The following is a 26,553-nucleotide window of genomic DNA, read 5'->3' on the forward strand; positions in this document are numbered from 1 at the left end:
CCTGTGCGACAGTAGATGGTCGCACAGGGGCTTTTTTATGTGCGTGTACAAAAGCCTTAAGAAAGGATAGAATTGCATCGCTTTTTTTTTACGCGGGGCAATCATGAGTCAAAACGTAGTCATTCTCGGCACCCAATGGGGTGATGAAGGTAAAGGTAAAATCGTCGACCTGTTAACTGACAAGGCAACTCTGGTTGTCCGCTATCAGGGCGGACATAATGCCGGTCATACATTGGTTATCGACGGAGAAAAGACTGTTTTGCATCTCATTCCGTCCGGTATTCTGCGCGACAATGTGCAGTGCATTATTGGTAACGGTGTTGTGCTGTCTCCGGAAGCACTCATGGAAGAAATGGCAATGCTTAAAGATCGTGGCGTGCCGGTAGAGCAACGACTGCGTATCAGTGAAGCTTGTCCGCTGATATTACCCTTTCACATTGCGCTGGATCAGGCCCGTGAAAAAGCACGTGGCAAAGAAGCCATTGGCACTACCGGTCGGGGTATTGGACCGGCCTACGAGGACAAAGTAGCTCGCCGGGGTCTGCGCGTCGGCGATTTGTTTAACGAACAGCGCCTGGCCGAGAAACTGGAAGAGGTTATGGCTTATCATAACTTCTCCTTAACCGAATACTACAAAACCGATGCTGTCAGCTACAGCGATGTACTGGCTCAGTGTCACGCTTATGCTGAGCTGCTAAAGCCCATGGTCGCCGACGTGCCCACGCGGCTGGACCAAGCGCGTCGAAACGGCGATAAAATTATGTTTGAAGGTGCTCAGGGCACCTTACTGGATATTGATCACGGTACCTACCCCTATGTCACCTCGTCGAATACCACGGCGGGTGGTGTAGCCACAGGGGCAGGTTTTGGTCCACGCTACCTGGACTACGTGCTGGGTATTGTAAAGGCCTACACGACCCGAGTGGGTAGCGGCCCCTTCCCAACCGAGCTGGATTGTGAAGTTGGACAGCACCTGGGCGTTAAAGGCCACGAATTCGGCGCAACAACAGGCCGTAAGCGTCGGACCGGCTGGTTAGATGCAGTTGCCATGCGCCGGGCAGTGCAAATCAATTCAATTAGCGGCTTTTGTCTGACCAAGCTGGACGTACTGGATGGCCTGGACGAATTAAAGATTTGCACGGGTTATAAACTTCCTGACGGGTCAGTGAGCGAGTATCCGCCGTTGGCCGCCGAGGACTATGAGCTGGTCAAGCCGGTGTACGAAACCCTGGAAGGTTGGCAACAAAGCACGGTAGGTGTTACGGAACACAGTCAATTACCCTCGCAGGCACTCGCTTACATTGCTCGTATCGAGGCTTTGACAGGTGTTCCTGTGGATATTATTTCAACCGGGCCGGATCGGGTAGAAACCATTGTTTTACGCCACCCGTTTGAACAAAGCGATTAGTTTTTGTTCGAACAACTTAAAATATAACCACTTGATTAATAATTTAGAACTTTTTTTAGCGAAACTATTGCACTATTAAATTTAGTGCCATAGAATGCGCTCCACCTAACCGGGGTGCCGGCATAGCTCAGCTGGTAGAGCAACTGACTTGTAATCAGTAGGTCGGGAGTTCGACTCTCTCTGCCGGCACCAATTCAAATTGCATTTGGGAGGGGTTCCCGAGTGGCCAAAGGGATCAGACTGTAAATCTGACGGCTCCGCCTTCGCAGGTTCGAATCCTGCCCCCTCCACCACGCAATTTCCTTGGTTTTGAGGTGGCCCATAATTGTTAGCGGGTGTCGTATAGTGGCTATTACCTCAGCCTTCCAAGCTGATGACGCGGGTTCGATTCCCGCCACCCGCTCCAATTTACAATCCGTGCTGATATAGCTCAGTTGGTAGAGCGCACCCTTGGTAAGGGTGAGGTCGGCGGTTCAAATCCGCCTATCAGCACCATTTCTTTGTAGGCCCACTAACAGAACCGCCCGGTTTTAAGGTAATCACCGCAAGAATTTTGTTAGAGAGGCTGCAATGTCTAAAGAAAAATTTGAACGTTCGAAGCCGCACGTAAACGTCGGCACCATTGGTCACGTTGACCACGGTAAAACTACCCTGACCGCTGCTATTACAACTGTTTTGGCAAAAGTATACGGTGGTGCGGCGAAAGACTTCGCAGCCATCGATAACGCGCCGGAAGAGAAAGAGCGTGGTATCACGATTTCAACGTCACACGTTGAGTATGACACGCCAAACCGTCACTACGCACACGTCGACTGCCCAGGACACGCTGACTATGTTAAAAACATGATCACCGGTGCTGCGCAGATGGACGGAGCGATTTTGGTAGTAGCGGCGACCGACGGCCCTATGCCACAAACCCGTGAGCACATCTTGTTGTCACGTCAGGTAGGCGTTCCTTACATCGTTGTATTCATGAACAAATGTGACATGGTAGACGATGAAGAGCTGTTAGAGCTGGTAGAGATGGAAGTTCGTGAACTGTTATCAGAATACGAATTCCCAGGCGACGACCTGCCGGTAATTCAGGGTTCAGCTCTGAAGGCACTGGAAGGCGACGAAGACTACAGCAAGAAGATTGTAGAGCTTGCTGACGCACTGGATTCTTACATTCCAGAGCCGGAGCGTGACATTGATAAGCCGTTCATCATGCCAATCGAAGACGTATTCTCGATTTCAGGTCGTGGTACGGTAGTAACCGGTCGTGTAGAGCGCGGTATCGTTCGCACAGGTGATGAGTGTGAGATTGTTGGTATGAAAGACACCACCAAGACCACAGTTACCGGTGTAGAGATGTTCCGTAAGCTGCTTGACGAAGGTCGTGCAGGCGAGAACATCGGTGCGTTGCTGCGTGGTACTAAGCGTGACGACGTAGAGCGTGGTCAGGTACTGGCGAAGCCGGGTACTATCACTCCGCATACTAAGTTTGAAGCAGAAGTTTACGTACTGAGCAAAGACGAAGGTGGCCGTCACACGCCATTCTTTAAAGGCTACCGTCCCCAGTTCTACTTCCGTACAACGGACGTAACGGGTGCTGTAGAATTGCCAGAAGGCGTAGAAATGGTCATGCCTGGCGACAACCTGAAGTTTGTTGTAGAGCTGATTGCTCCAATCGCAATGGACGAAGGACTGCGTTTCGCAATCCGTGAAGGTGGCCGTACAGTAGGCGCCGGCGTTGTGTCGAAAATCATCGACTAAGACGTGTAAACGGTTAGACAAAAACCCGGCTCCGGCCGGGTTTTTTGTGGCTATAGGCTCGCTCCGCTCGCGTAGCGCAGCAACAAACCACCGCGAACGAAGTGAGCCTAAAGGCTTGCGCCTTGCGTCTTCTTCGGTATAATACCGCGTCCAATCCTGTACCAAGCAAATTGAGCAGGACTTATAGGGGCGTAGTTCCAACGGCAGAACAGCGGTCTCCAAAACCGACGGTTGGGGGTTCGAATCCCTCCGCCCCTGCCAGATTTTAAGATTGAGTTCGTTGAGCAAAACGGCCAGTGGCAATTAGGATTTTAGAATGAGTGCAAATAACGAAACGCAAAGTAATCCTTTAAATAGCGTTAAATGGATCATTACCTTCAGTTTGTTAGTTATTGCTATTGGTGGTAACCACTACTTTGCTGAGCAGGTTTCTGTCTTGTACCGGGCCATTGGCGTAGTGATTCTGGTCGGCTTAGCCGGTTTGATGGCGGCGACCACCATCCGTGGCCAGCAGTTTTTATCGTTCGCAAAAGAAAGCCGTACTGAAATACGTAAAGTAGTCTGGCCTTCGCGCCAGGAAGCAACGCAGACAACAGCGATTGTCGTCGTAGCAACGGTTATTGTGGCACTGGTTCTATGGGGCCTGGATGGTATTCTGGTACGCGTAGTTGGTTTCCTGACCGGTTTGGAGATATAAAATGAGCGACAATAAACGTTGGTATGTTGTACAGGCTTTTTCCGGTTTTGAAGCTCGAGTTGCCGAATCGCTAAAAGAACACATCAAAATGCACGGCCTGGAAGACAAGTTTGGTGAAGTTTTAGTACCCAAAGAAGAAGTTGTCGAGATGAAAGCGGGCGTGCAGCGTAAAAGCGAGCGCAAGTTTTTCCCCGGTTATGTGCTGGTCGAAATGGCGATGGATGACGAAACCTGGCACTTAGTTAAGAGTGTACCGCGGGTTTTGGGCTTCATTGGCGGTAAAAGCGAGCGGCCGACGCCAATATCCAAGCGAGAAGCGGATGCGATTTTGGATCGTCTGCAGGATTCCCAGGACAAGCCTAAACCGAAAACCTTGTTTGAACCAGGCGAAGTGGTTCGGGTTAACGACGGTCCCTTTGCCGACTTTAACGGCACTGTTGAACATGTCGACTATGAAAAAAGTCGCGTGACCGTTTCGGTTTCTATTTTTGGTCGTGCTACGCCGGTTGATCTCGAATTCAGCCAAATCGAAAAGGCGTGATCAAAAAACAACCACTAATGCATTGATCCCGGACGCTAATTAACATATAATTCGCGTCCTTTTTTAACGGGAAGCCGTTGGAGTAGCTTAACTCTGACAAGCTACGAGGCGTTAAACCCACAACAGAGGTAATTATCATGGCGAAGAAAGTATCGGCCATTATCAAATTGCAGGTAGCTGCTGGTTCAGCTAACCCGTCACCACCGGTCGGTCCAGCATTGGGTCAGCACGGTGTAAACATCATGGAATTCTGTAAAGCGTTCAACGCGCAGACCGACAACCTGGAAAAAGGTGCGCCGGTTCCTGTAGAAATTACAGTTTTTGAAGATCGCTCATTCACGTTTATCACTAAGACACCTCCAGCAGCCTTCTTGTTGAAAAAAGCTGCCGGTATCAAAAGTGGTTCTGGCGAGCCAAACACTAAGAAAGTGGGCACTGTGACTCGCGCGCAACTCGAAGAGATTGCGAAAACCAAAGAACCCGATATGACTGCCGCTGATCTAGACGCAGCAGTTCGTACCATCGCCGGCTCTGCGCGCGCGATGGGTCTAAACGTGGAGGGCTAAGTAATGGCTAAATTATCAAAGCGCGCTCGTATGATCCGCGAGAAAGTTGAAGCACGTGACTACGAAGTCAACGAAGCCTTAACCTTATTAAAAGAACTGGCCACTGCTAAGTTCACTGAAAGTGTTGACGTTGCTGTTAACCTAGGTATTGATGCACGTAAATCGGACCAAAACGTTCGTGGCGCAACTGTCTTACCTAACGGTACCGGTCGTGACGTTCGCGTTGCGGTATTTACCTCAGGCGACAATGTTGAAAAAGCTAAGCAGGCAGGTGCTGACATTGTTGGTATGGAAGATTTGGCTGAGCAAGTCAAAAAAGGCGAAATGAACTTTGACGTTGTTGTTGCCTCTCCTGATGCAATGCGTGTTGTCGGTCAATTAGGTCAAATCTTAGGTCCTCGCGGCCTGATGCCAAACCCGAAAACCGGCACAGTAACTCCGGACGTTGCAACTGCAGTGCAAAACGCAAAAGCGGGCCAGGTTCGCTATCGTAACGATAAAAACGGCATCATCCACGCGACTATTGGCCGTGTAGATTTTGATGACGAAAAGCTGAAAGAAAACTTAAATTCTCTGCTTGCTGCATTGAAAAAAGCTAAGCCTTCTTCAGCAAAAGGTGTATTCTTTAAACGCATCAGCCTGTCAACTACGATGGGTGCGGGTGTGAGTATTGACCAGGCAACCGTTGACGTTGGTTAACAGTCTGTCTGAGTAAATGTTTGTGGGTTGGAGCTGCCGTGTTACGGCTTGTAAAGCAATAGCACAAGGCTCCCGTCCAAGACCGTAGGTGTATCGCGAGAGTTCGGCAAAATTGAACAGCGGCACTTAATTTCCTACGCAGATGGTGATATCCGACTCAGGCTCTCTGGGTAAGAGATTCACCGTGACAACGCGGTGGGGGTAACCTCACTTAACTTGTAACGAGGGGCTTAGGTCCCGAATTTAAACGAGGTGATATCAGTGGCAATTGGTTTAGCCGGAAAGAAGGCCATCGTTAAGGAAGTTAACGACGTTGCTTCAAACGCGCTAGCTGTCACCGTTGCTGAGTATCGAGGCATCGAAGTTGCCGATATGACTGAATTGCGTAAAAAAGCGCGCGAGCAAGGAGTATTCGTAAAAGTTGTACGGAATACTCTGGCTAGACGAGCTTTTGAAGGCACTCAGTTTGACGATATGGCTGATGCACTGAAAGGACCTCTTGTTTACGGATTTTCTTTAGACGCGCCGGGCTCTTCTGCTCGTTTGTTTAAAGACTTCAGTAAAGATAACAAGAACCTGCAAGTGACGGCTCTATCTATCGGTAATGGCATCATGGGTCCAGAAAAATTGGACGCAGTTGCTTCACTTCCGACTCGTGACGAAGCATTGGCTAAATTGCTCGCCACCTTCAAAGCACCTGTTAGCAAATTCGTTAGAACAGTTAACGAAGTACCTGCTAAGTTTGTGCGTACGTTGGCAGCAATTAAAGACGCTAAATAATACGTTGGTTTTTGAACCATTTTTTGTAATTATCAACCCAGGAGTTTAGAGTAATGGCTCTGACTAAAGACGATATCTTAAACGCGATCGCTGAAATGCCAGTTATGGAACTGGTTGAATTGATCGAAGCAGCTGAAGAAAAATTCGGCGTTGACGCATCTGCAGCAGTAGCAGTAGCAGCTGGCCCAGCGGCCGGTGGTGAAGCAGCAGCTGAAGAGCAAACTGAATTTGACGTAGTACTGAAAGGCGCTGGTAGCAACAAAGTTGCTTCTATCAAAGCAGTACGCGGCGCAACCGGTCTTGGCTTGAAAGAAGCTAAAGCTATGGTTGAGTCTGCTCCAGTAGCAGTCAAAGAAGGCGTAAGCAAAGAAGAAGCTGAAGAGCTGAAAAAGCAGCTTGAAGAAGCTGGTGCGGAAGTTGAAGTTAAGTAAATTAACTTTAGCACGACATCTGGCCTAACGGCCTTAGGCTGGTGGTTAATTGACCACCAGCCTTTTCGCGCTTTAGCGCTTGTATCATTTTTGCCCGTCGTTGGGATACAAGTCGGCGCAAAAAAACAACGGGATCAACAGATTAATTATCTGTATTTAACCAGCGAACCACTCGTTGGTTAGGGTCATCAATCAGCTAGCTGAGGAACCCCATGGCGTACTCCTACTCTGAGAAAAAACGTATACGTAAGGACTTTGGTAAACGGCCACATGTGCTGGAAGTCCCTTACTTGCTGTCAATGCAGCTTGATTCATTTAAGAAATTTATAGAAGTTGATCCAGAAGCCAATAACGGCCTGGAAGCAGCTTTTCGTTCGGTCTTTCCGATTGCTAGTTACTCCGGCACTGCGGAACTGCAGTACGTTAGTTACCACATGGGTGAACCTGCGTTTGACGTTGAAGAGTGTCAAATCCGCGGAATCACATATTCTGCGCCACTTCGTGTGAAGCTGCGTTTAGTGCTGTTTGATAAAGAAGCAGCCGCCGGCACAGTAAAAGACATTAAAGAACAAGAAGTTTACATGGGCGAAATCCCATTGATGACCGAAAACGGTACCTTTGTAATCAATGGTACTGAGCGTGTCATCGTGTCTCAATTACACCGTTCGCCGGGTGTGTTTTTCGACCATGATAAAGGTAAGTCACATTCCTCGGGTAAGGTACTGTATAACGCGCGCGTCATTCCTTACCGTGGCTCCTGGCTAGATTTTGAATTTGACCCGAAAGATAACGTCTTTGTGCGTATTGACCGTCGCCGTAAATTACCGGCGTCAATCATATTGCGTGCTTTAGAATATACTACCGAAGAAATCCTCGATACGTTCTTCGACACCACGTATTTTGAAATCCTCAAGACCAAAGTAAAAATGCAATTGGTGCCTGAGCGTTTGCGTGGCGAAACCGCAAAATTTGATATTAAAGCGCCAGATGGCGAAATGATTGTCGAAAAAGGGCGTCGGATTACAGCACGTCACATTCGACAGTTGGAGAAACTCGAATTAAAAGAGCTGGAAGTACCGCCGGATTACATGGTCGGTAAAGTGCTCGCGAAAGATTATGCTGATAAGAGTACCGGTGAAATCGTGGCCAACGCCAACGACGAGCTAAACCTTGAACTTATCGCTAAGTTAAGTGAAGCCGGTATTAAGAAAATCGAAACGCTGTTTGTTAATGATCTCGACCACGGACCTTACATGAGTGAGACTCTGCGCGTCGACAGCACTACCAACCGTATCGAAGCTCTGGTTGAAATCTATCGTATGATGCGCCCAGGTGAGCCGCCAACTCGCGAAGCCGCTGAGGCCTTGTTCGAGAACTTATTCTTCAGCGAGGATCGTTACGATCTGTCGACTGTCGGGCGGATGAAGTTTAACCGCCGCCTGGGTCGCGAAGATTTAACAGGAACTAATACGCTGACCCATGATGACATCGTTCAGGTAATGAAGAAGCTGATTCAGATCCGTAATGGTCTGGATGAAGTGGATGATATCGATCACCTGGGTAACCGTCGTATCCGTTCGGTCGGCGAAATGGCGGAAAATCAATTCCGTGTCGGCTTAGTCCGGGTAGAGCGCGCAGTGAAAGAACGTTTATCGCTGGGCGATCTGGATAGCACCATGCCTCAGGATTTAATTAACGCTAAGCCGATCAGTGCTGCCGTTAAAGAATTCTTTGGTTCAAGTCAGCTGTCTCAGTTTATGGACCAAAACAACCCGTTGTCAGAAGTTACCCATAAACGTCGTATCTCGGCGCTGGGTCCGGGCGGTTTAACCCGTGAACGGGCTGGCTTTGAAGTCCGTGACGTACATCCGACCCACTATGGTCGTTTGTGTCCGATCGAGACGCCGGAAGGTCCAAACATCGGTCTGATTAACTCGTTGTCGACCTTTGCCCGTACCAATGAATACGGCTTCTTAGAAACACCGTACCGGCGTATCGAAAATAGCCAGGTAACTGACGACGTTGTCTACCTGTCAGCTATCGAAGAAGGCAACTATGTTATTGCGCAGGCAAACGTCGCGTTAAACGACGCTGGCGAATTGGTCGAAGACCTGGTCCCTTGCCGTCACAAAAACGAATTTACGTTGGTGAGCAAAGAACAAGTTCAGTTTATGGACGTTGCGCCGCAACAGATTGTTTCGATAGCAGCCAGCATGATCCCGTTCCTGGAACACGATGATGCTAACCGGGCCTTGATGGGTTCAAACATGCAACGCCAGGCCGTGCCGACCCTGCGTGCTGACAAGCCGCTGGTAGGAACCGGTATTGAGCGGACCATAGCTGTCGATTCAGGCGTTACCGTGGTCGCCAAGCGTGGTGGTGTGGTCGACTATGTTGATGCCGCTCGTATCGTTGTTAAGGTTAACGAAGAAGAAATGGTGCCGGGCGAAGCAGGTATCGATATTTATAACCTGACTAAATATACGCGCTCGAACCAGAACACGTGTATTAACCAGAAGCCGACCGTTAATCCGGGCGAGCCGGTCACTCGCGGCGATGTGCTTGCCGATGGGCCGTCAACCGACCTGGGTGAGCTGGCTTTAGGCCAGAACATGCGCGTCGCCTTCATGCCGTGGAACGGTTATAACTTTGAGGATTCGATTCTGATTTCAGAGCGGGTTGCTCAGGAAGACCGGATGACCACGATTCACATTCAGGAACTGAACTGTGTGGCACGGGACACTAAGTTGGGTTCAGAAGAGATCACCTCTGATATTCCTAACGTTGGCGAATCTGCCTTAGGAAAACTGGACGAAGCCGGCGTAGTTTATGTCGGAGCTGAAGTTAAAGGCGGCGACATTCTGGTCGGTAAAGTGACACCAAAAGGTGAAACTCAGCTAACTCCGGAAGAGAAGCTGTTGCGAGCGATATTTGGTGAGAAAGCATCGGACGTCAAAGACAGTTCGTTGCGTGTACCGAATGGCGTAAACGGCACCGTTATCGACGTTCAGGTATTTACCCGCGATGGGGTAGAGAAAGACAAACGGGCAGTTGCCATCGAAGAAATGCAGCTGGCCAAAGTTAAAAAAGATTTAACCGAAGAGTTTAAGATTCTCGAAGAGGGTATCTTTAACCGGGCGCGTAACCTGTTGTTAGCTAATGGCTTTGATGAAGCCAAACTGGCAAGCATGGATCGCAGCAATTGGTTAACTCAGGGCTTGAGTGACGAAAAAGCACAGGACCAGCTTGAGCAGATTGCCGAGCAGTACCAGCAAATTCGTGACGATTTCGATAATAAATTCGAAACCAAGCGCCGTAAGATTACCCAGGGCGACGATTTGGCGCCGGGTGTACTTAAAATTGTTAAGGTTTACCTTGCGGTCAAACGCCGTATTCAGCCAGGTGATAAATTAGCCGGGCGTCACGGTAACAAGGGTGTTATTTCGACCATTATACCGGTTGAAGATATGCCTCACGATGACGAAGGTAACCCGGTCGATATCGTACTGAACCCGCTGGGTGTACCGTCACGGATGAATATCGGCCAGGTGCTGGAAACGCATCTGGGTATGGCGGCTCGCGGTATTGGTATTAAAATCGAAAAAATGCTGAAACAGCAGCGGGCTATGCAGGAATTGCGTGAGTTTTTGCAGCAGGTTTATGACTTGGGCGAGTGCCGGCAAAAAGTTGACATCGGTGAGTTTACTGATGACGAAGTATTGCGCCTTGCACACAATCTGCGTGGTGGTTTACCAACGGCAACACCGGTATTCGATGGTGCAGTAGAAGCCGAAATAAAAGCCTTGTTGAAACTGGCAGATATTCCGGAGTCGGGTCAGATTACCTTGCATGATGGCCGTACCGGTGAGCGTTTTGAACGCGACGTGACCGTGGGCTACATGTACATGCTGAAACTGAATCACTTGGTTGATGACAAGATGCATGCCCGTTCAACTGGCTCTTATAGCCTGGTAACCCAGCAGCCACTGGGCGGTAAAGCCCAGTTTGGTGGCCAGCGCTTTGGTGAGATGGAAGTCTGGGCACTGGAAGCTTACGGCGCTGCTTATACCTTGCAGGAAATGCTGACCGTTAAGTCGGATGACGTCAACGGCCGGACCAAGATGTATAAGAACATCGTCGACAATAACCTGCAGATGGAAGCAGGTATGCCAGAGTCCTTTAACGTGTTGTTGAAAGAAATACGCTCTTTGGGCATCAATATCGAGCTGGAACAGAGCTAAAAGGCTGTTGCGGAATGAATTCGGGGAGTGCTTGCACTCCCCTTAGGTTGAACTCCGACAGGAGATAAATCGTGAAAGACTTGCTTAAGTTTTTAAAACCGGCTAATCAGACAGAAGAATTCGATGGTATTCGAATTCAGCTGTCGTCACCTGATATGATCCGTAGTTGGTCATATGGTGAAGTGAAAAAGCCGGAAACTATTAATTACCGTACCTTTAAACCTGAGCGCGATGGTTTGTTCTGCGCGCGCATTTTTGGTCCGGTAAAAGACTATGAATGTTTGTGTGGTAAATACAAACGTTTGAAACACCGTGGTGTAATTTGTGAGAAGTGTGGCGTCGAAGTCACGCTGACCAAAGTTCGTCGCGAGCGCATGGGTCACGTAGAACTGGCCAGCCCGGTCGCTCATATCTGGTTCCTTAAGTCCTTGCCGTCGCGTATTGGCTTAATGCTGGATATGACCCTTCGGGATATAGAGCGCGTGCTGTATTTTGAATCTTATGTTGTTACCGAAGGTGGCTTAACCACGCTCGAGCAAGGCCAGATTCTTACCGAAGAAGAATATCTGGATGCGTTAGAAGAGCACGGTGACGAGTTTGACGCAAAAATGGGTGCCGAAGCGGTACTGGATTTATTGCGGGTTATTGATATTGATGCCGAAGTTCAGCGTCTGCGCGAGGAATTGCCAGAAACAAATTCTGAAACTAAACGTAAGAAGATCAGTAAGCGGCTGAAACTGCTTGAGTCATTCCAAATGTCGGGCAACAAGCCTGAGTGGATGATTTTAAAAGTGTTACCTGTGCTGCCCCCGGATCTTCGTCCGCTGGTACCACTTGATGGTGGCCGTTTCGCAACCTCTGACCTGAACGATTTGTATCGTCGCGTTATCAACCGTAATAATCGTCTGAAGCGGCTGCTGGACCTGGCGGCACCGGACATTATCGTACGAAACGAAAAACGCATGCTGCAGGAAGCTGTTGATGCGCTGCTGGACAACGGCCGTCGCGGTCGTGCCATCACCGGATCGAATAAGCGTCCGTTGAAGTCATTGGCTGACATGATTAAAGGTAAGCAGGGTCGTTTCCGTCAGAACCTACTGGGTAAGCGGGTCGACTATTCCGGACGTTCCGTTATTACGGTTGGTCCGAAACTGCGTCTGCATCAGTGCGGCTTACCTAAGAAAATGGCATTAGAGCTGTTTAAACCGTTTATCTACGGCAAGCTGGAGCGTCGTGGTTTAGCGACAACTATTAAAGCTGCGAAGAAAATGGTAGAGCGCGAAACCGCAGAAGTCTGGGACGTTCTGGATGAAGTCATTAAAGAACACCCGGTGCTGCTGAACCGTGCACCAACACTTCACCGCTTGGGTATCCAGGCCTTTGAACCAGTGTTGATCGAAGGTAAAGCAATACAGCTGCACCCATTGGTCTGTGCGGCGTATAACGCTGACTTTGACGGCGACCAAATGGCCGTCCATTTACCGTTGACTTTAGAAGCACAGTTAGAAGCTCGTGCTCTGATGATGTCAACGAATAACGTACTGTCTCCGGCAAGTGGCGACCCCATTATTGTACCGTCGCAGGACGTTGTTCTTGGTCTGTATTACATGACCAAAGAAAAGATCAACGGCAAAGGCGAGGGTATGGCGTTCAAAAGCCCTCAGGAAGCAGAAAAAGCTTACCGTAACGGCGATGTCGAGCTGCACTCGCGGGTAAAAGTTCGAATCACTGATACCATCATTGATGAAGACGGGCAGCGCGAAACCCGCACCGTTCTTCGTGATACCACGGTTGGCCGGGCGTTGTTATCGCTGATTATGCCGGAAGGCCTGCCATTTGACCTGATCGATCAGGCAATGGGTAAAAAGCCAATTGGCCGGATGCTGAACCTGGCCTATCGCGACCTGGGTCTGAAAGACACCGTTGTCTTTGCTGACCAGGTAATGTACACCGGTTTCCATTATGCGATGATTTCTGGTGCGTCAGTCGGTATTAACGACATGGTTATTCCGGACGCGAAGAAAGAAATCGTCAGCGCCGCAGAAGAAGAAGTTGCCGAAATCCAGGAGCAGTTTGAGTCCGGTTTGGTTACTGCGGGTGAGAAATACAATAAAGTTATCGACATCTGGTCAACGGCTAACGAGAAAGTATCCAAAGCAATGATGGATAACTTGTCGAAAGAAGTCGTTAAAAATAAAGATGGTGAAGACGAAGAGCAGGCATCATTTAACTCAATCTTTATGATGGCCGACTCCGGTGCTCGTGGTAGCCCGGCGCAGATTCGTCAGCTGGCTGGTATGCGTGGCTTGATGGCGAAGCCGGACGGCTCCATCATCGAAACACCGATCGTGGCTAACTTCCGTGAAGGTTTGAACGTACTGCAGTACTTTATTTCGACGCACGGTGCTCGTAAAGGTCTGGCCGATACGGCTCTGAAAACAGCAAACTCAGGTTACCTGACACGTCGCCTGGTCGATGTCTCTCAGGACGTAGTGATCATGGAAGAAGACTGTGGCACTCACGAAGGCCTGTTGATGAAGCCGTTGATCGAAGGTGGTGACGTTGTAGAACCATTGCGTGAGCGCGTGCTTGGCCGGGTTGTATGTGAAGATGTTTTAACTCCCGGCAGTGACACCGTTCTAATGGCGCGTAACACGCTGCTGGACGAAAAGAATTGCGACATCCTGGAAGCAAATTCCATCGATGAAGTCATTGTTCGTTCTGTTATTACCTGTGATACCGACTTTGGTGTCTGTGCCCACTGTTATGGTCGTGACCTGGCTCGTGGACACATGGTTAATCAGGGTGAGGCTGTCGGCGTTATAGCGGCGCAGTCGATTGGTGAACCAGGAACGCAGCTGACCATGCGGACCTTCCACATTGGTGGTGCTGCATCTCGGGCAACTGCTGAGAACAGTGTACAGGTTAAAAACCCTGGTACCATTAAGTTACATAACGCTAAGTGGGTTGTGAACAGTGAGAAACAACACGTTATCACATCCCGTTCGACCGAACTGACGTTGATTGATGAGTTTGGGCGCGAACGAGAGCGTTATAAAGTACCTTATGGTGCAGTCTTGAAAAAAGGCGAAGGCGACAGTGTTGAAGGCGGCGAAACCGTTGCTAACTGGGACCCGCATACGCACCCAATCATCACTGAGGTAGAGGGTCGGATTAAATTTGTCGACCTGATCGACGGCGTCACCATGACCCGTCAGACCGATGAGTTAACCGGTCTGTCCAGTATTGTGGTGCTGGAAACCGGTCAGCGTACCAGCGCCGGCAAGGATATGCGGCCGATGGTTAAGCTGGTTGATGACCAGGGCAACGACGTTAATATCGTGGGTACGGATATTCCGGCACAGTACTTCTTGCCAGGTAATGCCATCATTAACCTGGAAGATAATGCCGAAGTTAAAGTGGGTGACACTTTAGCGCGTATTCCCCAGGAAGGATCGAAGACCCGGGATATTACCGGTGGTCTGCCCCGTGTTGCTGACTTGTTTGAAGCGCGGCGACCAAAAGAGCCGGCTATCCTGGCTGAAAAGACCGGTACGGTCTCCTTCGGTAAGGAAACCAAAGGTAAGCGTCGTCTGATCATTACACCGACTGCTCAGAATGCTGCTACTCAGGAACATTACGAGGAGATGATTCCGAAATGGCGTCAGCTTAACGTATTTGAGGGTGAGCATGTGGAACGCGGTGAGGTAATTGCCGATGGTCCGGAAGCACCACATGACATCCTGCGCTTGCGTGGTGTCAGTGCTGTCGCTAACTATATTGTTAACGAAGTGCAGGAAGTTTATCGCTTACAGGGCGTTAAAATTAACGACAAGCACATCGAAACAATCGTTCGGCAGATGCTGCGCAAGGCGTTAATCCTGCGCGCTGGTGATACCAACCTGCTGGAAGGCGAGATGGTTGAAATGTCAGAAGTACTGGCAGCCAACGCTAAAGCCGAAGCTGAAGGCAAACTGCCGGCAACTTATGAGCGTCAGTTACTGGGTATTACCAAGGCATCGCTGTCGACCGAATCCTTTATTTCGGCGGCATCGTTCCAGGAAACTACCCGAGTGTTAACCGAAGCTGCAGTCGGTGGCAAGAAAGACAGCCTGCGTGGTTTGAAAGAAAACGTCATTGTTGGCCGTTTGATTCCTGCCGGTACCGGTTACTCTTACCATAAAGAGCGGATGGAACGCCGTTTGGAAGAGCTACAGGTGGACGAGGAAGCGCCACGGATGACAGCTGAAGAAGCAGAGCAACAACTAGCTGATGCCTTAAATGCAGGCAACCAGCCGGATGAAAGCGCTGAATAAAACAGCTGAAAAATAAGTAACGTACAGAAGCCGGTACTGATATCAGTGCCGGCTTCTTTTATATAGCCTTGACAGGTGAAAATATGACCATTAAAATTCCCGCTCCCATTTTTGGGATCTGGCCTTTTTGTGGTCAGGATTTAGCGATTTTTCACGCACATTGTGCGCGCTAAGAAAGCGACATCAACTAAACTAGGAGTATTGAATGGCAACAGTTAATCAGCTGGTGCGTAAAGGCCGTCAAAAGCCCGTTGTGAAAAGCAACGTTCCGGCTTTGGAAGCGTGCCCTCAAAAACGCGGTGTTTGTACCCGTGTTTACACCACAACCCCGAAAAAACCGAACTCTGCTATGCGTAAAGTATGCCGTGTTCGTTTAACCAACGGTTACGAAGTTTCTTCGTACATCGGCGGTGAAGGACATAACTTACAAGAACACTCAGTGGTATTGATCCGTGGCGGTCGTGTAAAAGACTTGCCAGGTGTTCGTTATCACACCGTTCGTGGCGCACTTGACTGTTCAGGTGTTAACGATCGTAAACAAGGCCGTTCTAAATACGGCGCGAAGCGGCCTAAGTCTTAACGGTTCTCCGTTAGTAAGGCCAAACTGTCGTACGTTTTGGGTAACACCCTGAATTAATCGGAGAATATTGAGATGCCAAGAAGACGCGTCATAGGTCAACGAAAAATCCTTCCAGATCCTAAGTTCGGATCCGAGTTGTTGGCCAAATTTATTAATGTCGTTATGGTTGACGGCAAAAAAGCAGTCGCTGAAAAAATTATTTACGGTGCACTGGAGATCCTGGCTGAGAAGACAGGTAAAGAGCATTTAGACGTATTTGAGACAGCACTGGATAACGTGCGCCCTACGGTCGAGGTTAAATCTCGTCGCGTTGGTGGTTCTACGTACCAGGTCCCGGTCGAGGTTCGTCCAGTCCGTCGTAACGCACTGGCTATGCGCTGGTTAGTTGATGCAGCGCGCACCCGTGGTGAAAAATCAATGTCGCAGCGTTTAGCAGCAGAAATGCTGGACGCATCAGAAAACAAAGGGTCAGCTGTGAAAAAACGTGAAGACGTTCACCGCATGGCTGAAGCAAACAAAGCGTTTGCTCACTATCGCTGGTAATTTCACAGTTAACCGAGTAAGGAGTTTATTGTGGCTCGTAAAACTTCCATAGAGCGCTATCGTAATATCGGTATCTGTGCTCACGTAGACGCCGGTAAAACAACCACCACTGAGCGGGTGTTGTTTTATACTGGTTTGTCTCACAAATTGGGTGAAGTCCATGATGGCGCAGCCACCATGGACTGGATGGAGCAAGAACAAGAACGTGGTATCACTATCACGTCGGCTGCAACCACCTGTTTCTGGCAGGGCATGGATAAGCAGTTCCCTGAGCACCGTGTCAACATCATCGACACCCCCGGACACGTCGACTTCACAATCGAAGTTGAGCGTTCATTGCGTGTTCTTGATGGCGCAGTTGTTGTACTTTGTGCTTCATCTGGTGTTCAGCCTCAAACAGAAACTGTTTGGCGTCAGGCGAACAAATACGAAGTACCGCGTATGGTCTTCGTTAACAAGATGGACCGTGCAGGTGCGGACTTCCTGTCTGTTGTAAACCAAATGAAAACGCGGTTGGCAGCACAGGCAGTACCAATGCAGTTACCAGTTGGCGCGGAAGAAAACTTCCGTGGAGTAGTGGACTTGATCAAGATGAAGTTCATTAACTGGAATGAGGAAGACATGGGTACTTCATTTACTTATGAAGATATCCCGGCAGATATGGTTGACCAATGTGAAGAATATCACAACGAATTGGTTGAAGCGGCTGCCGAAGCTAACGAAGAGTTGATGAACAAGTACCTTGAAGAAGGTGAACTGACCGAAGCTGAAATTAAAGAAGGTTTACGTGCGCGTACGTTGGCGAACGAAATCTGCTTGGTTGCTGCTGGTTCAGCGTTCAAAAACAAAGGTGTCCAGGCAGTATTGGATGCGGTTATTGAATACTTGCCGTCACCAACTGAAGTTAAGCCGATTACTGGTATTCTGGACGACGAATCTGAAGGTGTACGTAAGTCATCTGACGAAGAGCCGTTTTCAGCTCTGGCCTTCAAAATCGCAACTGACCCGTTCGTTGGTACGTTGACGTTCGTACGTGTTTACTCAGGTGTATTGAACCAGGGTGATGGCGTTGTTAACCCGGTTAAGAGCAAGAAAGAGCGCGTTGGCCGTATGGTTCAAATGCACTCTAACAGCCGGGAAGAGATAAAAGAAGTTCGTGCCGGCGACATCGCCGCATTGATCGGTCTTAAAGACGTCACTACCGGTGATACTCTGTGTGATCCAAACAACAAGATCATTCTTGAGCGGATGGAATTCCCAGAACCTGTTATCTCGGTTGCGGTTGAGCCAAAAACAAAAGCAGACCAGGAAAAAATGGGTATTGCTTTGGGTAAACTGGCTGCTGAAGATCCATCGTTCCGTGTTAAAACGGACGAAGAATCTGGCCAAACCATTATCTCAGGTATGGGTGAATTGCACCTCGACATCATCGTTGACCGTATGAAGCGTGAATTCAAAGTTGAATGTAACGTGGGTCAGCCACAGGTCGCTTATCGCGAAGCTATTCGCGAGAAAGTCGATATCGAAGGCAAATTCGTACGTCAATCCGGTGGTCGTGGTCAGTTTGGTCACGTTTGGCTTAAACTTGAGCCAATGACTATCGAAGAAGACGAAAATGGTGAAGACGTTACTTACGAGTTCGTTAACGAAATCGTTGGTGGTGTGGTACCGAAGGAATACATCCCGGCTGTCGATAAAGGTATTCAGGAACAGATGGAACAAGGTGTCCTGGCGGGCTACCCGGTACTGGGCGTTAAAGCGACCTTGTACGATGGTTCTTACCACGATGTCGACTCATCAGAAATGGCTTTTAAGATCGCTGGTAGCATGGCCTTCAAAAAAGGTGCATTAAAAGCTAACCCTGCGTTACTTGAGCCGTTGATGAAAGTCGAAGTTGTTACTCCAGAAGAATCAATGGGTGATGTCGTCGGTGACTTGAACCGTCGTCGTGGTCTGATCGAAGGTATGGAAGAAGCTCCTGGTGGCTTGAAAGCTGTTAACGCAGTGGTTCCATTATCTGAGATGTTTGGCTACGCAACTGACCTGCGTTCACAAACTCAGGGCCGTGCATCGTACTCGATGGAATTCTTGAAATATGGTGAAGCGCCAAATAACATCGCCGAAAAAGTGATGGCTGAGCGTAACGCTAAATAAGTAAGGTCTGGTCCGGTTCTTTCGGGACCGGGCTTTCAACTTAAGTTTGAGGATATATCATGTCTAAAGAAAAATTTGAACGTTCGAAGCCGCACGTAAACGTCGGCACCATTGGTCACGTTGACCACGGTAAAACTACCCTGACCGCTGCTATTACAACTGTTTTGGCAAAAGTATACGGTGGTGCGGCGAAAGACTTCGCAGCCATCGATAACGCGCCGGAAGAGAAAGAGCGTGGTATCACGATTTCAACGTCACACGTTGAGTATGACACGCCAAACCGTCACTACGCACACGTCGACTGCCCGGGACACGCTGACTATGTTAAAAACATGATCACCGGTGCTGCGCAGATGGACGGAGCGATTTTGGTAGTAGCGGCGACCGACGGCCCTATGCCACAAACACGTGAGCACATCTTGTTGTCACGTCAGGTAGGCGTTCCTTACATCGTTGTATTCATGAACAAATGTGACATGGTAGACGATGAAGAGCTGTTAGAGCTGGTAGAGATGGAAGTTCGTGAACTGTTATCAGAATACGAATTCCCAGGCGACGACCTGCCGGTAATTCAGGGTTCAGCTCTGAAGGCACTGGAAGGTGACGAAGACTACAGCAAGAAGATTGTAGAGCTTGCTGACGCACTGGATTCTTACATTCCAGAGCCGGAGCGTGACATTGATAAGCCGTTCATCATGCCAATCGAAGACGTATTCTCGATTTCAGGTCGTGGTACGGTAGTAACCGGTCGTGTAGAGCGTGGTATCGTTCGCACAGGTGATGAGTGTGAGATTGTTGGTATGAAAGACACCACCAAGACCACAGTTACCGGTGTAGAGATGTTCCGTAAGCTGCTTGACGAAGGTCGTGCAGGCGAGAACATCGGTGCGTTGCTGCGTGGTACTAAGCGTGACGACGTAGAGCGTGGTCAGGTACTGGCGAAGCCGGGTACTATCACTCCGCATACTAAGTTTGAAGCAGAAGTTTACGTACTGAGCAAAGACGAAGGTGGCCGTCACACGCCATTCTTTAAAGGCTACCGTCCCCAGTTCTACTTCCGTACAACGGACGTAACGGGTGCTGTAGAATTGCCAGAAGGCGTAGAAATGGTCATGCCTGGCGACAACCTGAAGTTTGTTGTAGAGCTGATTGCTCCAATCGCAATGGACGAAGGACTGCGTTTCGCAATCCGTGAAGGTGGCCGTACAGTAGGCGCCGGCGTTGTGTCGAAAATCATCGACTAAGACGTGTAAACCGTTAGACAAAAACCCGGCTCCGGCCGGGTTTTTTTGTTTTAGTGCAGCCCTCCAGCGCTTGCGCTTGAAAACACTTGCGGTAGACTGTAGCACTATGGTTTGGAAATTTTAAAACACTGTGAAGCTATTCATCCTACTTCTGGCCTGTTACCTGTTGCTATGGACCGGGCCGTCACAGGCTCAGCGACCGGTTTATGTTGCCGCGTACGACTTTCCGCCGTACTTTTCCAATGCGCTGAAAACTGACATGACCTCGGAGCTGGTGGCGTTGCTTAACCATCACCAGAATGTCTACGAGTTCATCATTCAGGTCATCCCCCCTAATGCGCGCTATGAGGCGCTGTCGGCTACCGGGTGTTGTGATGTCCTGCTGTTTGAGTCGAAAGTCTGGGGCTGGGATGAAAACGAGCACCAGGTCGAAAGTACTCGCCCGTTATTAAGGGGACGAGAGCGGCTGGTGGCGAAAAAGGCGGCTGGCCGGGGCGATGAGTTCTTTCAGAACCTCGATAGCAAGGTGCTTGGCGGTGTGAATGGCTACCATTACCTTATGTCCGGTCGGGTGATGAATTCAGCCGAAGTGGCTAACAACTATCAAATTTATCTGGCGGACTCACGCATAACCAACGTGCGTATGTTAATTGGCGGGCGTATTGATATTACGGTGCTAAATGACGGATTGCTGTATGCACTGGAAAACTCATCGGTGGATTACCTCGATCAGTTACTGGTATCGCAGCGTGTCGAGCATGAGTATAACCTGGGTGCCATAGTCGCTAAAAATAAAAATATCCGCGCAGCTACCCTGCAGCAGTTGCTGCGCGAACTGCAGCGTCAGGGGCAGTTAGAGCAACTGTTCAGACGCTTTAATTTACAGCGCATGCAAGTTTCCTGGCCCTAGTAAACACTTAGCCCCAGTCGATTAGCTAATTCGCGTACCATAAACATGCCCCGTGCACTGTTACCATATTCGTTCAGCTTAGGGCTCCAGGCGCTGATCACGCCAAAATCCGGAACAACGGCAACAATACCCCCACCCACGCCGCTTTTTGCCGGCACACCAACCGTGAAGGCAAATTCGCCGCTTTGATCGTACATGCCACTTGTTGAAAGCAGCGCATTGATGCGCTGGGAGTCGCGCTTTGACATGATTTCTTTTTTGGAAAATGGGCAAACGCCGTCGTTAGCCAAAAATGTAAACGAGCGGGCCAGATTCTCACAGGTCATTGAGACCGCACATTGCCAGAAATAATGGTCTAGTAATTCATCAACATCGGACTCAATGTTATTAAAGCTTTTCATTAGGTGAGCAAGCGCGGCATTACGATGTCCGTGATCCTTTTCCGACAAGTGTACTTCTTCATCAGCGTAAACCTGCTCATTGCCACATAAGCTGCGAATTAAGCTAAGTAATGCACTTTTACTGGCCGAGTAGTGGCTGGTCAAAACATCACTGACGACGATGGCGCCGGCATTGATCATTGGGTTGCGGGGGATTCCCTGCTCCCATTCCAGCTGGACAATCGAGTTAAAGGCCTGGCCGGAGGGCTCCATTTTAACTCGCTGCCATAAGTCATCGCCAAGCCGCTCCATCGCCAGCATCAGGCCAAAGATTTTAGAAACCGACTGAATAGAAAACTGCTGCTCGGTATCTCCGACGTTGAATATTTCACCGTCCAGTGTCGCCAGAGTCAGAGCGCAGTAATCCGGGTTTACCGCAGCTAATGCCGGAATGTAATCGGCAACTTTGCCCTCGGTAATGGTAAGTGACTGATCGTAGATTTCCTGAAGCAACCGTTGCAGGTCGTCAGGCGCATTGATGTGCTGTCCACCACTAACAAGTTCACGTGTCAATTGATTGCTCCGGATGGGTTAAAGTAGCAAGGCGCGAGCGTAACTCGTCAGTTAAGGGTATCGGGCGCTGCTCACCAAAATCAAAATACACCAGCACGGTTTTGCCTTTAGCGCACAAATTATCCCCTTGCCAAATTTCCGTACCAATATCGAAGGAAGAGCCACCAAGCCGGCTGACAAAAGTTTTAACGACAACGTTACTACCAAAAAATATCGGCCGGGTGTAGTCAACTTCCAGCCTGGCGACAATTAAGCTTTGAGTGTCCGGTGACATTTCGCCAAAAAACTCAAAAATGGGTAATCGTCCGGTCTCGATCCACATGGGTACCACCGTATTGTTAACGTGGCCCAGTGCATCAGTTTCGTAAAAACGTACTTTGAATTCTTCCTGCAACATAATTCGTTGACGTCCTATTGCTTATCTAACATGGGTTTTAAAAAGCGCGCAGTATGAGAAGCCTCAACGTTGACGATGGTTTCGGGAGTACCCTGAGCGATAATCTCGCCACCGCCGGAGCCTCCTTCCGGTCCCAGGTCGATAATCCAGTCTGCTGTTTTTATCACATCCAGGTTGTGTTCAATAACCACCACCGTATTACCGTGGTCACGCAAGCGATGTATCACCGCCAGTAATTGTTTGATGTCATGAAAGTGCAGTCCGGTTGTTGGTTCATCCAGAATATACAAGGTTTTACCGGTGTCGCGTTTAGACAACTCCCGGGATAACTTAACCCGCTGGGCTTCACCACCGGACAATGTAGTTGCTGACTGACCCAAACGCACGTAAGAAAGACCAACGTCCATCAAAGTCTGCAATTTGCGGGCTATTGCCGGAATCGGGTCGAAGAACTCCCGCGCCTCTTCGATGGTCATCTCCAGCACTTCGTTGATGTCTTTGCCTTTATACTGAATGTCCAGAGTTTCGCGGTTGTAACGCTTACCCTCACAGATGTCACAGGGCACATACACATCGGGTAGAAAGTGCATCTCGACCTTAATCATGCCGTCACCCTGGCAGGCTTCACAGCGACCGCCTTTAACGTTAAAGCTGAAGCGCCCGGGTTTATAACCGCGCGCCCGGGCTTCGGGTACGCCGGCAAAAAGCTCCCTGATTGGGGTAAAAATACCGGTATAAGTGGCCGGATTTGAGCGTGGTGTCCGGCCAATAGGACTCTGGTCGATATCCACCACTTTATCCAGGTACTCCATCCCTTCTACCGTGTCGTAAGGGGCTGCTTCACCGGTCGTGGCGCCGTTCAGTTCGTGGTGGGCAATATGAAATAGGGTATCATTGACCAGAGTCGATTTACCTGACCCGGAAACTCCGGTAACGCAGGTCATAATGCCGATGGGCAGGTTAAAATCGACACCTTTTAAGTTATTACCTTTTGCGCCTTTAATAACCAGGCGGCGCTCGTCAGGAGCGTGGCGCTCGGCCGGTAACTCGATACATTTTTTACCCGATAAATAATCACCGGTTAGCGAGTTTTCGTTAGCGATAATGTGCTCAACCTGACCCTGAGCGATAATTTCACCGCCGTGAACACCGGCGCCGGGACCAATGTCTATCACGTGGTCGGCCTGCCGGATAGCGTCTTCGTCGTGCTCAACCACCAATACCGTATTACCCAAATCGCGTAAGTGGGTTAGTGTTGTAAGTAAGCGCTCATTATCACGCTGATGCAGGCCAATACTGGGCTCATCCAGTACGTACATAACACCAACTAAGCCGGCACCGATTTGGCTGGCCAGTCGTATCCGTTGTGCCTCGCCGCCTGACAAGGTTTCGGCGCTGCGTGACAGACTCAGGTAATTTAAACCGACATTGACTAAAAAGCGCAGTCGGTCATTAATTTCTTTCAGAATTTTTTCAGCAATTTGAGCACGCTGACCTTCTAACTGCAGTTCGTTAAAAAAGTCCAGTGCGCTGCCAATCGAGCGGCTGACAATTTCCGGCAGCGTCGTGTCATTAATAAATACATGACGCGCTTCGGGACGCAGGCGGGTGCCGTGACATCCTTTACAGGGCTGCACGGCAATGTATTTGGCCAGTTCGTCACGCACTGCCTGAGATTCTGTTTCCCGATAGCGGCGCTGCATGTTCGGGATTATTCCTTCAAAAGGATGTTCACGAACGACTTTGTCGCCACGATCGTTAGCATAGGTAAACTTGATTTTTTCCTGCCCGCTGCCAAATAAAATCTTTTGCCGCAGTTCGGGATCAAGATCTTTTAGGGGGGTGGACAACTTAAAGCCATAGTGCTTGGCCAAAGATTGCAGCATCTGATAGTAATAAAAATTGCGCTTATCCCAGCCGCGGATGGCGCCTCCGCCCAGCGACAGTTCATCGTTAGTAACGACTTTGTCAGCGGCAAAAAACTGCTCGACTCCTAAGCCGTCACAGCGCTCACAGGCACCAGCCGGGTTATTAAAAGAGAACAGTCGTGGCTCCAGTTCCTGCATGCTAAAACCACAGTGTGGACAGGCAAAGTTAGCTGAAAACACCAACGTTTCGTCATCGCCTTCCATGGGTACTACCAGCGCTGTACCGCCACTTAGCTCCAGCGCTGTCTCAAAGGATTCAGCAAGCCGCAGCTCCAGACCTTCACGCACTTTAAAGCGGTCCACTACCACTTCGATGGTGTGTTTTTTCTGTAGCTCCAGCTCCGGCGGATCGCTCAGGTCACAAATTTCTCCGTCGATACGGGCGCGAATAAAGCCCTGCACGGCCAGGTTTTCCAGTACTTTTGTGTGCTCGCCTTTACGGCTTTGAATGATAGGCGCTAACAACATGCGCTTATCGCCCTCTGGTAATTGCAGAACATGATCAACCATTTGCGAAACCGTCTGGGCGGCCAGCGGAATATCATGGGTAGGGCAGCGTGGTTGGCCAACGCGGGCAAACATTAATCGCAGGTAGTCGTAGATTTCCGTAATCGTACCGACCGTTGAACGAGGATTATGAGACGTCGATTTTTGCTCTATCGAAATGGCCGGCGACAAACCTTCGATCGAGTCGACATCGGGCTTTTCCATCAACGATAAAAACTGCCTCGCATAAGCAGATAATGATTCGACGTAACGTCGCTGCCCCTCAGCATACAAGGTATCAAAGGCAAGTGATGACTTACCTGAACCGGACAGCCCCGTAATAACAACGAGTTTGTCCCGAGGAATTGATAAATTGACATTTTTAAGATTGTGGGTTCGCGCACCGCGTACTTCTATGGTTTCCATTCATCTCTTCCTGTTAGCTAGCTGACAACATTATCGCACACCGAAGCGCATCTGGTACAATGCTCACTTTAGAGATTTTAGAAGCTGTGGCAAATGACACAACAGACTCTCAATAAAACCGAGAAAAAAGCATCCGTAGCGCTAGCATCCGTATTTGGAATACGCATGCTGGGCTTGTTTTTGATCATGCCGGTACTGGCCATCTATGCCCGTGAATACCCCGATTACAGTGCTTTTTTAATGGGTGTTACTCTGGGGGCTTATGGTCTCACCCAGGCGTTATTACAGATTCCACTGGGCATGCTGTCTGATCGCATCGGCCGCCGCCCGGTTATTGTCGGTGGACTGGTGGTTTTTATTATCGGTAGTGTTGTCTCAGCAATGGCAGACAGCCTGTGGATGGTTGCTGTAGGGCGGGCTATTCAGGGGCTGGGCGCGATAGCAGCAGCTATTCTGGCGCTAGCCGCAGACATTTCCCGGGAACAGCAACGAACAAAAGTGATGGCAATAATCGGCATGTGTATAGGCCTCGCTTTTGCCATTGCCATGGTTGCCGGACCCTTATTAGCAGCCTGGATTGGTTTGTCCGGTGTGTTTTGGTTTACCGCCTTAACCGGCGTTCTGGGTATCATTGTACTGATGCTGAGTGTGCCAAAAATGAATACCCGCAGTGCGCGCAGGGACGCGCTGCCGGTCGCCTCTGAATTCCGCCAGGTGCTGCGTAATGGTCAGTTATGGCAGTTAAACGCCGGCGTTTTCGTGTTGCACGCAGTGCTCACCGCCTGGTTTATCACGTTACCGACACAATTGCAGGCAGCCGGTTTTGAACCCAGCTTACACGCCTGGTTTTATTTGCCAACACTGTTGTTGTCTATCGCTGTGATGGTACCTATGATTATCCGCAGTTCACGCAGCGATCAGCAAGTATTTTGGTTCAGACTGGCGTTAGCGTTGCTTATTGTTGCCATTGCGATCGCGGGTTTTGGCGGTGGCGGTAGTTGGTCGTTATTAGTGGCGCTGGTGATATTTTTTAGTGGTTTTAACTACCTCGAGGCCTCATTACCTTCGTTGCTGACCCGCATTGCACCGCCAGGAAGTAAAGGCAGTGCTAGTGGTCTTTACGCGACCTGTCAGTTTTTAGGGGCTTTTATCGGCGGCGCAGCAGGCGGCTGGGTCTTACAACATTATCAGATAACCGGTCTGGGCTCGGCGGTACTGGTGTTGCTAGGCTTATGGCTGGCACTGACCAGTCTAATGAAAAACCCGAAGGCGGTAACTAACGTTGCGCTTTCGATGGCGGCGGTACCATCAAAACAAGAAATTGAAGCTCTTAATGACAAACTACTGGCGATAGCCGGTGTTGAGGAAATTCGCTATGCCGAAGATGACAACATCAGTTATTTAAAAGTGGATAAAAAACGGTATGATGAACGGGCCGTAAAGAGCCTGTTGCAAGCGTACCAGACAGACGAATAACTGATTGATTCAGTCAATTACA

Annotated in this window: 19 protein-coding genes and 5 tRNA genes; 21 read left to right on the forward strand and 3 right to left on the reverse strand. The window is 49.5% G+C overall.

Annotated elements, in window-relative coordinates:
- Positions 1–103: 103 nt before the first annotated feature.
- From LG288_RS01310 to LG288_RS01405, 20 genes are all read left to right on the forward strand, one after another.
- Positions 104–1,408 carry an adenylosuccinate synthase gene (locus LG288_RS01310; protein WP_404401265.1) on the forward strand — a complete coding sequence of 435 codons (1,305 nt, stop codon included), beginning with the start codon at positions 104–106 and terminating at the stop codon, positions 1,406–1,408.
- Between the two features lie 116 nt (positions 1,409–1,524).
- Positions 1,525–1,600 (forward strand) — tRNA-Thr (locus tag LG288_RS01315).
- Positions 1,601–1,616: 16 nt separating this feature from the next.
- Positions 1,617–1,701, forward strand: a tRNA-Tyr gene (locus LG288_RS01320).
- Between the two features lie 38 nt (positions 1,702–1,739).
- Positions 1,740–1,814: transfer RNA gene (locus LG288_RS01325), tRNA-Gly, on the forward strand.
- A 13-nt stretch (positions 1,815–1,827) separates the two neighbouring features.
- Positions 1,828–1,903, forward strand: a tRNA-Thr gene (locus tag LG288_RS01330).
- A 75-nt stretch (positions 1,904–1,978) separates the two neighbouring features.
- A complete protein-coding gene (tuf, locus tag LG288_RS01335; protein ID WP_404401267.1) occupies positions 1,979–3,163 on the forward strand; it encodes an elongation factor Tu in 1,185 nt (394 codons plus the stop codon).
- A 185-nt stretch (positions 3,164–3,348) separates the two neighbouring features.
- A tRNA-Trp gene (locus LG288_RS01340) sits at positions 3,349–3,424 on the forward strand.
- 55 nt (positions 3,425–3,479) lie between these two features.
- Positions 3,480–3,860, forward strand: coding sequence for a preprotein translocase subunit SecE (gene secE / locus LG288_RS01345; protein ID WP_404401269.1), 381 nt, complete (start codon positions 3,480–3,482; stop codon positions 3,858–3,860).
- Between the two features lies 1 nt (position 3,861).
- The gene (nusG, locus tag LG288_RS01350; RefSeq protein WP_404401271.1) at positions 3,862–4,401 is read left to right on the forward strand and encodes a transcription termination/antitermination protein NusG; all 540 of its coding nucleotides are present in this window, start codon (positions 3,862–3,864) and stop codon (positions 4,399–4,401) included.
- A gap of 137 nt (positions 4,402–4,538) precedes the next feature.
- Positions 4,539–4,967, forward strand: coding sequence for a 50S ribosomal protein L11 (gene rplK, locus LG288_RS01355; RefSeq protein WP_404401273.1), 429 nt, complete (start codon positions 4,539–4,541; stop codon positions 4,965–4,967).
- 3 nt (positions 4,968–4,970) lie between these two features.
- On the forward strand, positions 4,971–5,666 hold the full coding sequence (gene rplA, locus LG288_RS01360) for a 50S ribosomal protein L1 (protein WP_404401275.1): 696 nt from the start codon (positions 4,971–4,973) through the stop codon (positions 5,664–5,666).
- Positions 5,667–5,927: 261 nt separating this feature from the next.
- Positions 5,928–6,446, forward strand: a complete 519-nt coding sequence (gene rplJ, locus LG288_RS01365) for a 50S ribosomal protein L10 (protein WP_404401277.1) — start codon at positions 5,928–5,930, stop codon at positions 6,444–6,446.
- 53 nt (positions 6,447–6,499) lie between these two features.
- Positions 6,500–6,877 carry a 50S ribosomal protein L7/L12 gene (gene rplL / locus LG288_RS01370; protein WP_404401279.1) on the forward strand — a complete coding sequence of 126 codons (378 nt, stop codon included), beginning with the start codon at positions 6,500–6,502 and terminating at the stop codon, positions 6,875–6,877.
- A 212-nt stretch (positions 6,878–7,089) separates the two neighbouring features.
- Positions 7,090–11,118: a DNA-directed RNA polymerase subunit beta gene (gene rpoB / locus LG288_RS01375; RefSeq protein WP_404401281.1), complete on the forward strand. Its 4,029-nt coding sequence runs from the start codon at positions 7,090–7,092 to the stop codon at positions 11,116–11,118.
- Between the two features lie 71 nt (positions 11,119–11,189).
- A complete protein-coding gene (rpoC, locus tag LG288_RS01380; RefSeq protein ID WP_404401282.1) occupies positions 11,190–15,434 on the forward strand; it encodes a DNA-directed RNA polymerase subunit beta' in 4,245 nt (1,414 codons plus the stop codon).
- Between the two features lie 205 nt (positions 15,435–15,639).
- Complete coding sequence (rpsL, locus tag LG288_RS01385; protein ID WP_006956845.1) at positions 15,640–16,014, forward strand: 30S ribosomal protein S12; 375 nt, start codon at positions 15,640–15,642, stop codon at positions 16,012–16,014.
- A gap of 72 nt (positions 16,015–16,086) precedes the next feature.
- Positions 16,087–16,557, forward strand: coding sequence for a 30S ribosomal protein S7 (gene rpsG, locus LG288_RS01390; protein WP_404401285.1), 471 nt, complete (start codon positions 16,087–16,089; stop codon positions 16,555–16,557).
- 30 nt (positions 16,558–16,587) lie between these two features.
- Positions 16,588–18,711, forward strand: a complete 2,124-nt coding sequence (gene fusA, locus LG288_RS01395; protein ID WP_404401287.1) for an elongation factor G — start codon at positions 16,588–16,590, stop codon at positions 18,709–18,711.
- Positions 18,712–18,770: 59 nt separating this feature from the next.
- Positions 18,771–19,955: an elongation factor Tu gene (gene tuf / locus LG288_RS01400; RefSeq protein WP_404401267.1), complete on the forward strand. Its 1,185-nt coding sequence runs from the start codon at positions 18,771–18,773 to the stop codon at positions 19,953–19,955.
- A gap of 130 nt (positions 19,956–20,085) precedes the next feature.
- The gene (locus tag LG288_RS01405; RefSeq protein WP_404401289.1) at positions 20,086–20,865 is read left to right on the forward strand and encodes an amino acid ABC transporter substrate-binding protein; all 780 of its coding nucleotides are present in this window, start codon (positions 20,086–20,088) and stop codon (positions 20,863–20,865) included.
- Here the strand turns inward: LG288_RS01405 and glsA are convergent.
- The 3 genes from glsA to uvrA are packed head-to-tail and all read right to left on the reverse strand — an operon-like array spanning position 20,862 to position 25,055.
- Positions 20,862–21,818 (reverse strand): glutaminase A, encoded by a 957-nt coding sequence (glsA, locus tag LG288_RS01410; RefSeq protein ID WP_404401291.1) that lies wholly within the window; start codon positions 21,816–21,818, stop codon positions 20,862–20,864. The genes LG288_RS01405 and glsA overlap by 4 nt on opposite strands.
- Positions 21,808–22,215, reverse strand: coding sequence for an acyl-CoA thioesterase (locus tag LG288_RS01415; RefSeq protein WP_404401293.1), 408 nt, complete (start codon positions 22,213–22,215; stop codon positions 21,808–21,810). Before LG288_RS01415 ends, glsA begins: the two co-directional genes overlap by 11 nt.
- Before the next feature lie 14 nt (positions 22,216–22,229).
- Complete coding sequence (gene uvrA, locus LG288_RS01420) at positions 22,230–25,055, reverse strand: excinuclease ABC subunit UvrA (protein ID WP_404401295.1); 2,826 nt, start codon at positions 25,053–25,055, stop codon at positions 22,230–22,232.
- Between the two features lie 93 nt (positions 25,056–25,148).
- On the opposite strand from uvrA, the gene LG288_RS01425 reads away from it, so the two are divergent.
- Complete coding sequence (locus tag LG288_RS01425; protein ID WP_404401297.1) at positions 25,149–26,531, forward strand: MFS transporter; 1,383 nt, start codon at positions 25,149–25,151, stop codon at positions 26,529–26,531.
- Positions 26,532–26,553 lie beyond the last annotated feature (22 nt).

Origin of the sequence: Idiomarina seosinensis (assembly GCF_044797955.1) — a bacterium.
Classification (GTDB): Bacteria; Pseudomonadota; Gammaproteobacteria; order Enterobacterales; family Alteromonadaceae; genus Idiomarina; species Idiomarina seosinensis_A.